This window comes from Spirosoma lacussanchae (assembly GCF_005870035.1).
Classification (GTDB): Bacteria; Bacteroidota; Bacteroidia; order Cytophagales; family Spirosomataceae; genus Spirosoma; species Spirosoma lacussanchae.
Genome location: NZ_SWJG01000005.1, coordinates 346,396 through 360,690, shown reverse-complemented (window position 1 = coordinate 360,690; position 14,295 = coordinate 346,396). Strand labels below are relative to the sequence as shown.

9 protein-coding genes are annotated in these 14,295 nt (G+C 53.6%); 8 read left to right on the top strand and 1 reads right to left on the bottom strand.

Annotation, left to right across the window (positions count from 1 at the left end; translation table 11 throughout):
• Positions 1-98 precede the first annotated feature (98 nt).
• The 7 genes from FBR45_RS19315 (at position 99) to FBR45_RS19285 (ending at position 7,750) form a co-directional block, all read left to right on the top strand.
• The gene (locus FBR45_RS19315; protein WP_138505298.1) at positions 99-1,904 is read left to right on the top strand and encodes an acyl-CoA dehydrogenase; all 1,806 of its coding nucleotides are present in this window, start codon (positions 99-101) and stop codon (positions 1,902-1,904) included.
• Between the two features lie 311 nt (positions 1,905-2,215).
• Positions 2,216-3,205: a YheT family hydrolase gene (locus FBR45_RS19310; RefSeq protein WP_138505296.1), complete on the top strand. Its 990-nt coding sequence runs from the start codon at positions 2,216-2,218 to the stop codon at positions 3,203-3,205.
• A 7-nt stretch (positions 3,206-3,212) separates the two neighbouring features.
• Positions 3,213-3,500 (top strand): nucleotidyltransferase family protein, encoded by a 288-nt coding sequence (locus FBR45_RS19305; protein WP_138505294.1) that lies wholly within the window; start codon positions 3,213-3,215, stop codon positions 3,498-3,500.
• Positions 3,493-3,864 (top strand): HepT-like ribonuclease domain-containing protein, encoded by a 372-nt coding sequence (locus FBR45_RS19300; RefSeq protein ID WP_138505292.1) that lies wholly within the window; start codon positions 3,493-3,495, stop codon positions 3,862-3,864. The genes FBR45_RS19305 and FBR45_RS19300 overlap by 8 nt, the downstream gene beginning before the upstream one ends.
• Positions 3,865-3,867: 3 nt before the next feature.
• Positions 3,868-5,802 carry a phosphoglycerate dehydrogenase gene (gene serA, locus FBR45_RS19295; RefSeq protein WP_138505290.1) on the top strand — a complete coding sequence of 645 codons (1,935 nt, stop codon included), beginning with the start codon at positions 3,868-3,870 and terminating at the stop codon, positions 5,800-5,802.
• A 99-nt stretch (positions 5,803-5,901) separates the two neighbouring features.
• Positions 5,902-6,978 carry an aminotransferase class V-fold PLP-dependent enzyme gene (locus FBR45_RS19290; RefSeq protein WP_138505288.1) on the top strand — a complete coding sequence of 359 codons (1,077 nt, stop codon included), beginning with the start codon at positions 5,902-5,904 and terminating at the stop codon, positions 6,976-6,978.
• 79 nt (positions 6,979-7,057) lie between these two features.
• Entirely contained in the window at positions 7,058-7,750 is a 693-nt protein-coding gene (locus tag FBR45_RS19285; protein WP_138505286.1) for a hypothetical protein, read from the top strand.
• Between the two features lie 148 nt (positions 7,751-7,898).
• Here the strand turns inward: FBR45_RS19285 and FBR45_RS19280 are convergent, their stop codons facing one another.
• A complete protein-coding gene (locus FBR45_RS19280) occupies positions 7,899-8,600 on the bottom strand; it encodes a LytR/AlgR family response regulator transcription factor (protein ID WP_138505284.1) in 702 nt (233 codons plus the stop codon).
• Positions 8,601-9,495: 895 nt separating this feature from the next.
• Between FBR45_RS19280 and FBR45_RS26780 the strand changes: the two genes are divergently transcribed.
• Positions 9,496-13,983: an SdrD B-like domain-containing protein gene (locus FBR45_RS26780; RefSeq protein ID WP_138505282.1), complete on the top strand. Its 4,488-nt coding sequence runs from the start codon at positions 9,496-9,498 to the stop codon at positions 13,981-13,983.
• The last annotated feature ends 312 nt before the right edge of the window (positions 13,984-14,295 follow it).

The window sequence follows — 14,295 nt, the reverse complement described above, 5'->3', positions numbered from 1 at the left end:
CGATAGTTTTTGGGCATCGGTATGAGGATTACCGCAAAACTTGGTATTTTTACCCCATAAACAGTATGCACGCATACCAATTTTAACTCTCTTTTGGCATGGCAACTACTTATTTCAGCAAACGTAACCTGCATTTCTTGCTTCATGAGGTCTTCAACGCTGAAGAGTTAACTCAATACGAGTATTTCAGTGCGCACGATCGCGAAACGTTCAACCTCGTTATCGATTCGGCTACCTACATTGCCGATACACTGATGTACCCCTACCTGAAAGAGGTAGATCAGAACCAGCCTGAGCTGAAGAACGGGCAGGTAACCGTTCATCCAAAGGTAAAAGAGTTCATGCATGCCATGGGCGAAGCAGGGCTGATCGGCGCCGGATTCTCCTTCGAACAGGGCGGTCAGCAGCTTCCACAGATGATCAGCTCGCTGGTAGGATTCATCCTGATGGCTGCCAACAACGGCATGATGTACTCCGGATTGACCTCGGGAGCCGCTCACCTGATCACGTCGTTTGGCTCGCCGGCACTGAACGAGTTCTACGTTCCTCAGATGCTGGCCGGCAAATGGCAGGGCACCATGGCGCTGACCGAACCCCAGGCCGGTTCATCGCTGTCTGATGTGACGACTTCGGCCACCCCACAGCCCGACGGTACGTACAAGATTAAGGGGCAAAAGGTGTTTATATCGGCCGGCGACCATGATGCCGCCGAAAACATTGTCCATCTGATGCTGGCCCGCATCGACGGCGCTCCCAAAGGCACGAAGGGTATCTCCCTGTTTGTAGTACCCAAATACCGCCCCGACGAGACCGGCGCTTTCGTCGATAACGATGTGCAGTCAACGGGGGTTTATCACAAGATGGGGCAGAAAGGCGTACCGGCCATGCACCTCACCATGGGTTCTAACGACAACACCGTGGGGTACCTGGTTGGGGAACCGCATCAGGGACTGCCTTATATGTTCCAGATGATGAACGAAGCCCGCATTGGCGTTGGCATGACGGCAGCGGCTATTGCAACAGCGGCTTATTACGCAGCTCTCCAGTATGCCAGAGAACGTCCGCAAAGCCGTCGGCTGAACGAGAAAAACCGGCTCGACGCGCCCCAGACGCCCATCATCAACCACCCCGACGTACGCCGGATGCTGCTTTTCCAGAAGTCGGTAACCGAAGGATCGTTGGCGCTGCTGCTCGAAGCAGCCCGGCTCTATGACATCAGCCGGGTGGCCGAAGGCGAAGAAAAGGAAAATGCGTTCCTGTTGCTCGATCTGCTCATGCCGGTCGCCAAATCCTTCCCGTCCGAAATGGGCGTGCAGTCAGTTAGCCAAAGCCTGCAGACTTTCGGCGGGTACGGTTTTACCGAAGATTTTCCGGTAGAGCAGCTGTACCGCGATATACGCATTACGCCCATCTACGAAGGAACAACGGGTATTCAGGCGCAGGATTTACTCGGCCGTAAAATGACCATGAAGGGCGGAAAAGCCCCGCAGCTGCTGTTCGCTGAGATTAGCAAAGTTATTACCGACGCCAGCCTGTTCGATGAACTAAAGCCCTACGGCGACCAACTAGCCGGTGAACTGAAACGGACGCAGGATGTTTTCGTAAGCCTGATGCCCTACGCCATGAAAGGCGATACCGAACGCTACCTGGCCGATGCTACCTTGTTTCTGGAGTTATTCGGCATTGTGGTAGTGGCCTGGCAGTGGCTCAAGCAGGCCGTAGTGGCCAGACAGGCGCTGCTTACCAGGAACCCAGAGGGCGACGAGCTGGCTTTTTACGAAGGCAAGATTCATACGATGAAATTCTATTTTCATTACGAGGTACCCAAAACGCTGGGCCTGGCGCAGCGACTCAAAGACCCCGAAGTCTTAACGATCGTTTCGGAGAAAGAACTGGCGCTGTAACGCCCAATCGTCAGCAGCGGTGGTATGTATCTGTACAGGGGTGCCCTATCTCTTCGGCCAGCCTGAGAAATAGGGCACCCCTGAATTTAACTGTAAGTTACGCCCATTTGTACAGCCGCTGAATGGTCCATCAGCCGGGCGTACTGACTGAATAGTATGCCAAAAGAACCTGTAGGTAAGGGTTCTTTTGGCGTTTTCAGACCTGTCTGGTTGACGCTTTTTAGACGTAAATCATTCATTACGTTAGCAATCAGGCTGTCCACTCCTGAATTAAATGCTACCTTTGCGGCTTCAATCACCCGCGTTTGCCAATGCCGCTGATTGCCCAGTCGAGTTATGTGCCGCCCGCACGCCTGTGGAGTGGTCACCTGCAAACCATCATTCCCTCGCTGTTCCGCAAGGTTACGGCCCCTTACGTCCGTGAGCGGATCGATACGCTGGATCAGGATTTTCTGGATCTGGACTGGGCCTTCGCTACGAACGAACGGCAATCTGACTTACTACCTCCGCTGGTACTTCTCTCACATGGCCTGGAAGGCAGTTCGTCAAGTCAGTATCTGGCAGGTATGGTACAGTACCTGACCCGAAACGGGTTCGACTGCCTGGCCTGGCATTACCGCTCCTGCAGTGGTGAGTTGAACCGGCAGCAGCGGTTCTACCATATCGGCGAAACCACCGACCTGCATTTTGTACTCAACTACGCCATCTCAAAAGGATACGTTACGATTCATTTGATGGGTTTTAGCGCGGGGGGTAGCGTGACCTTAAAATACCTCGGCGAACAAAGCACGGCACTGAATCCGGTTGTGAAACGAGCCGTCGTTTTCTCGGTACCACTCGACCTGATGGGGTCGGCCCGGCGGCTCGAACAATGGGACAGCCTGGTCTATAACTACCGGTTCAACCGAACCCTCAAGCGAAAAGTACTGCAGAAAGCCGCGCTGATGCCGGGCGTTTTTCCGACCGATGCCGTTACCAGAGCCCGCAGCATTCGGGAGTTCGACAATTTGTTTACGGCTCCGCAGAATGGCTTTCGCGACGTGACCGACTATTATACCCGAAGCAGTTCACTACAGTACGTACCGGCTATTCGCATTCCGACGCTGATTGTGAACGCAAAGAACGACCCGTTTCTATCACCCGAGTGCTTCCCAGAAGCCCTGGCGCGGGAACTACCTACTGTCTGGATGGAGTTCCCCGAAGCAGGGGGCCACTGCGGGTTTCCACCCCGGCAGGGCGGCATCAACGGTACGTACTGGTCCGAAAAGCGGGCCGTGGCGTTTTTACAGGATTCTGACTAGCAAAACCATGGACACACAATACGTTAAGCCAGTGCTGAAAACCCACAAAGAGCGGCTATTTGCGACATATTCTCTGACGTCAATAGCCCTGTTCGGTTCGTATGCCGATGGAACAGCTACTGATGAAAGTGATGTCGATATCATGGTCGAGTTTAGCAGACCTGTTAGTTTTGAATTTATCGACTTAACGATCGAGCTGAAAAATCTCTTCCACAAAAAGATAGACATCGTTACCCGGAAAGCAGTGAAGCCCTCGCTCATGTCGTATATACAACCGCAATTGCAGTATGTCTAGACGATCTGTTCGTTACCTATTGTACGATATACTTAATCCGATTGAAGCAATCCGATCGTTTACGGATGGCTATTCATTCGAGCCGTTCGTCGACGACAGAAAAACACATGACGCTGTTATTCGAAATGTACAAGTGTTGGGAGAAGCAGCAAACCGGGTTCCTGTAGACTTTCGGGAAACACATCCGCAAAGAGAATGGCTGAAAATTATCCGTTCACCTCACATTCTTGTTCACGACTATTTCGGAGTCGATTACGAAATAGTATGGCGCATCGTCACTACGCATTTACCGCCCCTGCAATCGGCTATTGAAGCCATATTCACGAATGAGTTTCCAGATGATCTGGAAAATGAACCTGCATAGACCATGCTCACCAAAGACCCCAGCGTTGACCGCACTGCCGGCCTGCCCGCCGAACAGACGTATTACATTATCGATTTCGACAGCACCTTCACCAAGGTAGAGGCTCTGGACGTACTGGGCGAGATTTCGCTCATTGGCCGTCCCGACCGCGATGATGTGCTGGCCCAGATCCAGGCCATCACCGACCGGGGTATGTCCGGCGAAATCTCGTTCACCGAGTCGCTCGAACTGCGGCTGAAGCTTCTTCACGCCCACCGCGATCATCTGCCGGCCCTGGTCGAAACGCTCATGGGCAAGATATCGGATTCATTTCAGCGCAACGCCCCGTTCCTGACCGAACATGCCGAGCATATTTATATCGTCTCAAACGGCTTCCGGGAGTTCATTGTCCCCATCGTTACGTCGCTCGGGGTGCGGGCCGAGCACGTTTTCGCCAATACCTTCGTGTTCAGCGACACTGGCGAGATTATCGGTTTCGATCCGGAAAACCCGCTGTCGGCCAACGGTGGCAAATCGCAGGTAATCCGGCAACTCAACCTCGACGGCGAGGTATACGTCATCGGCGACGGCTATACCGACTACGAGATCAGGGCATCGGGGCTGGCCAACCGCTTCTACGCCTTTACGGAAAATGTTATGCGACCGCGCGTTGTGGAGAAAGCCGACCACATTGCCCCGTCGCTCGATGAATTCCTGTACCATAACCATCTCAGCCGCAGTCAGTCGTACCCCAAGAGTCGAATCAAGGTGCTACTGCTGGAAAACGTTCACCCGATAGCGGTTCAGCTGTTCGAAGAGGAAGGCTTCAATGTTGAAATACACAAAGGCGCGCTGGATGAAGATGAACTGATTGAGGCCATCCGTGATGTGTCGATCCTGGGCATTCGCTCCAAGACCATGGTTACGCGCCGGGTGCTGGAGCACGCCAACAAGCTAATGACCATCGGCGCGTTCTGCATCGGCACCAACCAGATCGACCTCGATGCCTGCACCGAAAAAGGCATTGCCGTGTTCAACGCACCCTACAGCAACACCCGCTCGGTAGTAGAGCTGGCCATCGGTGAAATCATTATGCTGATCCGGGGCATTGTGCCCAAAAGTAACGCCATGCACCAGGGCGTCTGGGACAAGTCGGCCAAGAACAGTTTTGAAGTACGCGGTAAAAAACTCGGGCTGGTCGGCTACGGTAATATCGGTACGCAGCTATCGGTCGTGGCCGAAGCGCTGGGCATGGAAGTGTATTTCTACGATGCCGTTGACAAGCTGGCACTGGGTAACGCCCGCAAATGCAAATCACTGGATGAGCTGCTGGCTATTGCCGACATTATTAGCCTGCATACCGACGGCCGCAAGGAAAACAAAAACCTGATCAGCTACCGGGAGTTTGCGCTAATGAAAACCGGGGTTATTTTCCTGAACCTGTCGCGCGGCCACATCGTCGATATTCCGGCGCTGGTCGATGCCATTGAGCGCGGCAAAGTAGTTGGAGCCGGCCTCGACGTGTTTCCGCAGGAACCCAAGACCAACAACGAAGAGTTTGTCAACGCCCTGCGCGGTCTGCCCAACGTAATCCTGTCGCCCCACGTTGGCGGCAGCACGGAAGAAGCCCAGGCCAACATCGGCAGCTTTGTACCGGGCAAACTGCTCGAATACATCAACAACGGCAGCACCTACGGCAGCGTCAACTTTCCCGAACTGCAGCTGCCGCTACTGAAAGGCGCTCACCGGCTGTTACACATCCATGCGAACGTGCCGGGTATTCTGGCCAAAATGAACACCATTTTTGCCAAGTACCATATCAATATTCACGGCCAGTATCTGAAAACCAACGAGCAGATCGGCTATGTGATTACCGACGTAGCCAAAGAATACGCTGACGACGTGGTACAGGAACTGAAAGGAATCGACAACACCATCAAGTTCAGACTTTTATATTAGTTAATGAGTGATTGAGTGAATTAATGATTGGGCAAACTGGTTCAGATAAATTACTTTTTTTAATTCACTCAATCACTAACTCACTCAATCGCTGCTCTCATGAAAAACACCTACTTTACCCCCGGTCCGGCCGAGTTATACCCTTCGTTTCACACGCATCTGCAAACCGCGCTCGACGAGCAGATTGGGTCTATCTCGCACCGAAGCCGCCGGTTTCAGGACATCTACCGACATACCGACGAGCAGTTGCGGCTGTTGCTGAACATTCCGGCCACACATCGGATTTTCTTTACCGGTTCGGCGTCGGAAGTATGGGAACGGATACTGCTTAACTGCGTGGAGCACGAAAGCTTTCATGCCGTCAACGGCTCGTTCTCGCGCAAGTTTTACGACTACGCCCTGAGCCTGCACAAGTTTGCGCACCTGTTCGAAAAGCCGTTTGGCCAGGGGTTCGACGCTGCCGATATCGACGTACCCGAATACGCCGAAGTGGTTTGCCTGACCCACAACGAAACCTCGTCGGGGGTGCAGATGAAACCGGCCGACATGCACAAGCTGAAGCGGAAATACCCGAAAAAGCTGTTCTGTGTCGATATGGTCTCGTCGGCCCCCTATCCCGACCTGGACTACAGCCTGATCGATTCGGCCTTTTTCTCGGTACAGAAAGCTTTTGGCATGCCCGCCGGTCTGGGCGTCTGGATTGCCAGCGAAACCTGCCTCGAAAAAGCCGAGCGGCTTCAGCAATACGATTCACTGACAATCGGGGCGCACCATACGCTGCCTACCCTCTGGAAAAACGCCCAGACATTCGAGACGCCCGCCACGCCCAACGTGCTGTTCATCTATATCCTGGGAAAACTGGCGGAAGACTTCAACCAGATCGGCATAGCCAACATCCGGCGCCAGACCGAAGAGAAGGCAAAGGCCATCTATAAGTTTCTCGAAGGCTCCGACGCGTTCGAGCCCTTCGTCAAAGAAGAGCGTCACCGCTCGCAAACCGTCATTGTGGCTAACACCCGACGGTCGTCGGCCGATGTGATTGCCTCGGCCCGGATGGCTAACATGGTGGTAGGCAGCGGTTACGGCAAACTAAAGGACTCCCAGATTCGCATTGCCAACTTCCCGGCTACGTCGGCCGAGCAGGTGGAAGGGTTACTGAGGCAGCTAGCCCGGTAACACGCTGTAGCAAACCTTATCGTAGGTTGGCGGTTAATTAGTCGATGTCCCTTTCGGCATGATTAAGCACTCAACGACGATGAAAAATTTACTTCACACAACGACCCTGCTGGTTGGTCTGTCAGTGGCGGCCTATGCACAGAACAACGCAGACTCAACGGGACGGAACCGGCCTCTGATCAACGAGGAGACCAAACAGGAGGCCCGGCAGAAAGCCGCCGAGGTAGAAGAAAAGGTAAGCGAAGAGGTTGATCGGTCTATATCGTATCAGCAGCGGAATCAGCTCAGCTGGTTTCAGCCGGGTAATGCCTTCGTGGGTGGAGGGCTGGCCTTTGGCGTAGCCAATGAGCAGGTTTATCTGTCTATCAACACCCGCGCGGGTTATTTCTTCCAGCCCGGCTTTGCGGCTGGTCTTCGGTACGATAATGAGCGGCTGGTTGGTAACCAATACCGGGCCCGTCAGTTCGGTCTGTTTACTCGCTATTATCCATTTCGTACCCGCATCAGCAGCTTTATCGGCGCCAGCCTGAACAGCGGACGGGAGTTTTCAGAAACGATTGGTGCCAATGAGAAGTCGCGTTATACCAGCGTCGGTCTGGAGATCGGTGCCATGGCCTGGATTCTCCGCCGACTGGGCGCCGAAATCTCGTACGAAGGTAACTTCTACAACCGGATCGATCCTACCGCCAGCCAGGGACGGGGCGGTCGGCTCAAGTTTGGTGTCAACTACTACCTGGGCCAGTTCGGCGGCCGCGGCCAGCGCAATCGGTAAAATCAATTTTTAAAATACAGCCCCGGCACGAATGCCGGGGCTTTTCATTTGTCGCCTATCGGTCCAGGTTCCGCTTTGGTAGATTCATGAATAGTCCCAGCATTCATGCCGGGGGTACATGAACGCTGGGACTGCCGAATATGATCATTCATTTAATCACATCGCTCAGGTTCTTTCGATACGATCGGCCAATAGGGACAATGTCTTTGTCGATAAGAAGGGTCGATGCAGCTACTGACTTGAGATGATCTGAGTTAATAACATAGCTATTATGTACCCGTACGAAGCGGGAATCCAGACCATCGAGCATTTTACTAAGAGACCGTTTGATGGTGTGGCGTCCGTGTATGGTCTTGATGAAGGTATAGTTTCTTTCTGAGTACAGGTACATGATATCCTGAAAATCTACGCGCATTTGCTTGTTTTGTGCCCCCCGAATAAACAGATGTGTTTTTCCGGGCAGCGAGAGTTGCGGCAGGCTTGTCAGTACAGTATCTATAATGGATTGAAGCGTGATCGGGTGAAATGGTTTGATAAGATGGCCACCCACTCCGATAGACCGGGTTTTTTCGTAAAACGATCCGTCGATAGAATTGGTGATTATAATAAACTGATGACCCCGTTCGGCAAACTCCTGTAGTAATAGTAATCCTTTCGGCAACGTATCAAAAAACAGATCGCAGATGATAAGTTGGGGCTGATGATGCTTAATCACCTCCTTCGCCAGGTCGATAGTATGTACAAGAAAAGGGGACGGGAACCCCATGGCTTCTACAGCCTGCCTAAGCCACATACCCTCAACAACATCATCTTCAACCAGTAGAATGGAAACCGATCTAGACCCGTTCATATATAAAAAAGTTCACACCTCTGCGTATTGAATCTCAAAAAACAGTACCAGATCGTAACTAGATACATACCGGGTTAGCGAAACATCGATCGATACGGTCTGGCGCCTACGTCTAGCCAATTGCTCTTTTCAGAAAAGCTATAGCCACTCGGACAAGCATACGTTATGAGACATCCAGCGAAATAGTTTGTCACCTGTCTCATGGCAACTTTGTCCAGAGCCTGTCTGAAAACAGGTTCACGGCCGACCGCCTTTTTGGCCGTCAGGAGCTGTAGAATGGCCCGTCAAAAATTCCCCAAACAGTCTTTTGAGTCAGTACAGCCAGGCTAAGCTGCCTTAGTATAGCATCGAAGCTTCCGTTTCCTAATGACCGCTTACGTATAGGCGCTACAGTATCCAATAATCCCAACCCTGTGTATACGTAAGTTGCCTTCTAATCCAGTCTAAACGATCAGCTATAACAGGCGCCAGCCTCTCTCACTTTTGGCAAGTCCTTTGCCAATCGATTTGCCCCTCCATTCGGCGACTTATTAGCCCGATCGGGGCCCCATTCAACTCCGATTGTCCACCAATTTTTGCTGTTCATCACCACAGCATGACAAACCGTAGCGAGTGCCTTCATTTTTGCATGCGTTAGTAGCATGTGGTCTACGAGGCAACTTCAGACCGTCGTAGCCCATAAATCTTTCAGCTACATGAAGCTATTATCTACGCATTCGGCTGTACCGGTTTCTTGCCCCAAACCTCGGTCAGCCCTCCAGTCTGCCCCGATCAATTCGGATACAGATGGTCCTCCCGGATGGTTCTCCCAGCCGGTTAGTCAGCTCGTTTCAACCACACGCTGGTAGCCGCTCTCCATTACGCTCTGCACGCTGACCCCAATACACTAACAACTATGAGAAATTTTACCCGATTCGTTTTCCTGCTCTGGCAGCAGGCGGTCCCCGATTTTGGTCTAACACACCTGATGGCTCTTCTGAACCGACTATTTTCTGTTCGCAACGCGGTTCAACCAATCCGTAAACAGTTAATAAGTCTGAAAGAAGCTTCGTCAGGCTCTATTTTACGGACGAGCCGATGGGCCCTAACAGCGCTTAGTCTGTTTCTGATCCACTCAGCTCTGCTGAGTGAGCATGCAAGGGCCCAAACCTGCTCGCTCACCCTCAACCCCACCGTATCGAGCTGTTACTCCCTTTCCGGAGTTAGTAAAGCAACAGTTAGCGTTGAGGTTGCCTGGCAGAACGCGCCGACAAATGGTGTCATCATCGTCAATGGACCCACAGGTAGTACGCCCGCCACGGCTACCATCGTAACAGGTACCTTCAGCGTATCATACACTTCGCCCGGACGTAATTTCACCAGCGTTCAAACCAACGTATCGCCCCAGGTAGTATCTTTTGAAATACCTGCCAATGGACAGACCGGCCTGAACGTATCGGCCAGTTTCGCATCTAACGCCAGCTGTTCAGCTGTCAGCGGTAGCTTTAGTGCGCCGAGCGCCTGTAACCCGACTACATGTCCGGCAGGTAACCTCGGCGGTATCGTGTTCAACGACTACAATTCCGATGGTATCCGTGGAGGAACCGAAAATAGTGGCCCTCCGGGTGTTACCGTAAAAGTCTTTGATTGCAATGGTGCAGTCGTTGGGACTACAACGACCGATATTTACGGACTCTACACATTGAACATTCCAAACAGCGCCTACCCCGTTCGGGTTGAGTTCTCGAACTTGCCTGCCTATGCTGGTCAGGGAACACGGTACGGAAACGACGGTAAAACAACCGTTCAGTTTGTCAATGCACCCAACTGTTCAGTAGATCTGGGTATTCTTAATCCAAGTGATTACTGCCAGGCTACCCCAATGGTGACCGTGCCCTGCTATGTGCATGGCGACCCGTTACCAGGCGGATCAACGAGTGGTAGCAGCGATGCCCTTGTGATGTTCGATTATGGAACGAGCGGGCCTAAGGACCCATCCAAAGTGACTACACTGGCTACAGCGGCTCAGGTGGGTACCCTCTGGGGATCTGCTTATGATAAGTATAAGAACCGGCTCTTCTCCAGTGCGATTCTACGGCGACATGCCGGGCTTGGTCCGCTTGGCCTGGGCGGCATCTATGTAACCGATATGGTAACCAAAACTACCACCGGATATATCAATGTCAGTGCAGCTCCCCTGAATATCAATGTCGGCTCTATACCTTCCAACTCGGCACGGGGACTGGTAACTGACCCCACTGAACCCAGTAACGATGCAGCTGCCTTTAGCCTGATCGGTAAGGTAGGTATCGGTGATCTCGAAATTTCGGAGGACGGCAAGTTCTTGTATTTCACCAACCTATTCGATAAAAAGCTCTACAAGCTGGATATATCAGGTACAACACCGACTCTGGCGGGCAGTTACAATATACCTGCAACCTGCCAGAGTGTCAATTCGCGTCCATTTGGGTTGAAAGTGTATCGCGACAACGTTTATGTAGGTTCTGTATGCGACGCCCTTGACACTCAGAACAAGTCGGATCTGGTGGCCAATGTGTACAAATTCAACCCAGCCACCAGTAGCTTCACCAATGTGATGAGTTTCCCGCTGACGTATCCAAAAGGGCCGGTTTTTGTCAGTTTGGCATTTTCATCGGTTATGGAGCTGACAGGCTGGTATCCCTGGACGGATACGTTTAACGACCTCAGCACGGGTACCGTCAACACGACACAGAATTCAACCCGGCTGGTACACCCCCAACCCATACTTTCGGACATCGAGTTTGACCTGGATGGCTCAATGATTCTAGGTTTTGCCGATCGTACGGGCCTGCAGGTGGGTTATGCCAACTACGCCCCCGTCGGCACGACAGCCCTGTACACCGGCTTCTCAGGTGGCGATCTATTGCGCGCTTCCTTTAATGGGAATACGTACCTGCTCGAAAACAATGCGAAAGTGGGTGGCTTGGTTGGAGATAATCCTAATAATAATCAGGGCCCAGGTTTCGGTGAGTTCTACAATGACGACTTCCTGAGTACCAACGATATCTTGAATCACTCGGAGCAGGTGTTCGGTGCACTGGCGCTTAAACCGGGCTCAGGTCAGGTCATTGCCACAGCTATGGACCCAATCAACCGGACAGCAGGTGGCAGCCTTGATGCCGGCGGTGTGAAGTATTTCAACAACACAACCGGTCAGCCACCGGCAGGTTCAACTATGGGCTTTATCCTATACACCTCTACCTTCGATTCGACCACTGGCGGTTCGGGTACATTTGCCAAGACCACTGGTCTGGGTGACCTGGAGATCACCTGCGAATCGCCTGACTACCTGGAAATTGGCAACCGGGTTTGGGTTGATGAGAATAAAAACGGTATTCAGGACCCCTGCGAGAAGTCGCTGGCTAACGTGAAGGTGGCACTTTACAGCGGCAACACGCTGGTGGCCACCACCACCACCGATGCCAACGGAGAGTACTACTTCAATAACAATCCCACCAGCAGCACGGCTACCAACGTAGCCAGCAACACGACCATCCAGCCTAACACGGCTTACACCGTGCGCTTTGGTACGGATGGTACGACTAATCAGTACGACAATACGACGGGGATCCTGACCACCAGCATTGGCAAGTTCAAGCTGACGCAGGCTTTCAGCACCCAGCCCACGGCCAACACCGCCAACGACAGCGACGCCCAGGTCATTAGTGGCTTTGCTGCTGCAACAGTAGTGACAGGCGCGGCTGGTAGTGTCAACCACACCATCGATGCGGGCTTCGTCTGCGTACCCACCACCGTCGCCAGTGTCACAACGGTAAAAGCCACCTGTACGGGAACTACCGCCAACAACGATGCGCAGGTGTTGCTGACGGGCATCCAGGGTGCCGACAAGGCGTTTCTGGTAGCGGCCGGTGGGGCTATTCCAAGCTATACGGCTACGGGTAGCCAGCCGGTGAGCAACTCGGCGGTAGCCTTTACGGGCTTAGCTAATCCGGCTACGTCGGCGGGTCAGAGCTACAGTGTGGTCCTCTACAACGGTCCATGCTGTTACACGGTCGTAACGACCACTCTATCACAGCAGACCTGTGTCGTTCCTGTATGCGCGCTCTCCCTCAAGCCCACGGTGTCGGGCTGCTACCAAAACAGCGGCAGCAGTAAAACGACGGTCAGTATCGAGGTCGCCTGGCAAAACATTGCCGTCAGCCCCAACCCCAACGATGCCTCCGATGCCATCACCGTCACCTTTGCCGGGCAAACCAAAACCATCGACCCCGGCTCCTACACCACCGCTGGCGGCAGCGGCACCATCGTCTCGCCACAGGTGGTCGCCTTTGAGGTAGCCGCCGATGCCACCAGCCAAACCGCCCAGGCCTTCATCGGCACCGACTATGCCTCGGCCAGCTGCAAAGCCCAGCAAACCGGCATCGTCCTGCCGGCCGCCTGCCCGCCCACGGTTTGTCTTCCCGGCCAGACCGGCGGGACGGTCTTCAACGACTTCAACGCTGACGGGGTCAAAGACGGGGGCGAAACCACCGGTGTGCCCGGAGTGCAGGTCCGCGCCTACGACTGCAACAACCAGTTGGTGGCCAGCACCACCACCGATGCCTTTGGTAAGTATGTCTTCACCAACATCCCCCAGAATGTCTACCCCATCCGCATCGAGTTCGGCAACCTGCCTTCGTATGCGGGCATGGGCACGCGCAACGGCGCCGATGGCCGCACCACCGTGCAGTTCATCCAGGCCCCCGACTGCTCGGTAGACCTGGGCATTCTCGACAACAACGACTACTGCCAGACCAACCCCAAACTGGTCATCCCCTGCTACGTCAACGGCGACCCGCTGGCCCCCCTGAGCGGCACCGCGTCGGCAGGCAACAGCGATGCGGTGGTCTCCTTCGATTACAACGTGACGGGGGCCAACAGCTCAACCCTGTCGGCCCACTCCATCGCGGCTAACACGGGTACCCTCTGGGGCATGGCCTACAACAAGTTCACGAAGAAAGTGTTCTCCTCGGCCACCCTCAAGCGGCATGCCGGCCTTGGCCCCCTGGGGCTGGGCGGGATTTATGTGGCCGACTTCAGCACTACACCGGCCAGTGGCAGTACCTTCGCCTTCCAGCCCCTGCTGGACGTCAGCACGCTGGGCATCAATGTCGGTAGCATCGCCAGCAACAGTGCCCGGGGGCTGGTGGCCGATAAAACGCAGCCCAGTGAAGATAATGCCGCCTACCTGGCAGCCGGTAAAGTGGGCATTGGTGGTATCGATCTGTCGGAGGACGGCAACAAGCTGTATCTGACGAATCTGTTTGACAACAAGCTCTACGAGATCGACATCACAGCCTACAACACCAGTGGTAGCCTGCCTGGGAGTTTCGGGGATATTGACCACCTGGTTTCGCTGTAAACTGACCAGGCGTTCCAATGCAAAATGACCAGGATATACGGCTGTAAATCAGTCCGTTGTTACCAATGCTTCTTTTATGTCCCTTGGTCAGTTATTCGCGAAATGCAGTGCTCTCAATGACTGAAATTACCACATACGGCCGGGCGAATCACTTCAGGGACGATCGTTCCCGGCAAACTGCACCAGCGCCGGTGACTTCATCTGCGACACCCCGGCAGACCCGTACGGGTTACCGGGCGCAGTCGTAGCGGGCTGCACCTATAGCGGCACGATCACCGATGCCAACGGCGACGTATTTACCCCACTGACCGA

Excerpts from the sequence above, each read along its gene's own strand:
- FBR45_RS19315 (WP_138505298.1), top strand. The coding sequence starts at position 99 with ATGGCAACTACTTATTTCAGCAAACGTAACCTGCATTTCTTGCTTCAT.
- FBR45_RS19310 (WP_138505296.1), top strand. The coding sequence starts at position 2,216 with ATGCCGCTGATTGCCCAGTCGAGTTATGTGCCGCCCGCACGCCTGTGG.
- FBR45_RS19305 (WP_138505294.1), top strand. The coding sequence starts at position 3,213 with ATGGACACACAATACGTTAAGCCAGTGCTGAAAACCCACAAAGAGCGG.
- FBR45_RS19300 (WP_138505292.1), top strand. The coding sequence starts at position 3,493 with ATGTCTAGACGATCTGTTCGTTACCTATTGTACGATATACTTAATCCG.
- serA (WP_138505290.1), top strand. The coding sequence starts at position 3,868 with ATGCTCACCAAAGACCCCAGCGTTGACCGCACTGCCGGCCTGCCCGCC.
- FBR45_RS19290 (WP_138505288.1), top strand. The coding sequence starts at position 5,902 with ATGAAAAACACCTACTTTACCCCCGGTCCGGCCGAGTTATACCCTTCG.
- FBR45_RS19285 (WP_138505286.1), top strand. The coding sequence starts at position 7,058 with ATGAAAAATTTACTTCACACAACGACCCTGCTGGTTGGTCTGTCAGTG.
- FBR45_RS19280 (WP_138505284.1), bottom strand. The coding sequence starts at position 8,600 with ATGAACGGGTCTAGATCGGTTTCCATTCTACTGGTTGAAGATGATGTT.
- FBR45_RS26780 (WP_138505282.1), top strand. The coding sequence starts at position 9,496 with ATGAGAAATTTTACCCGATTCGTTTTCCTGCTCTGGCAGCAGGCGGTC.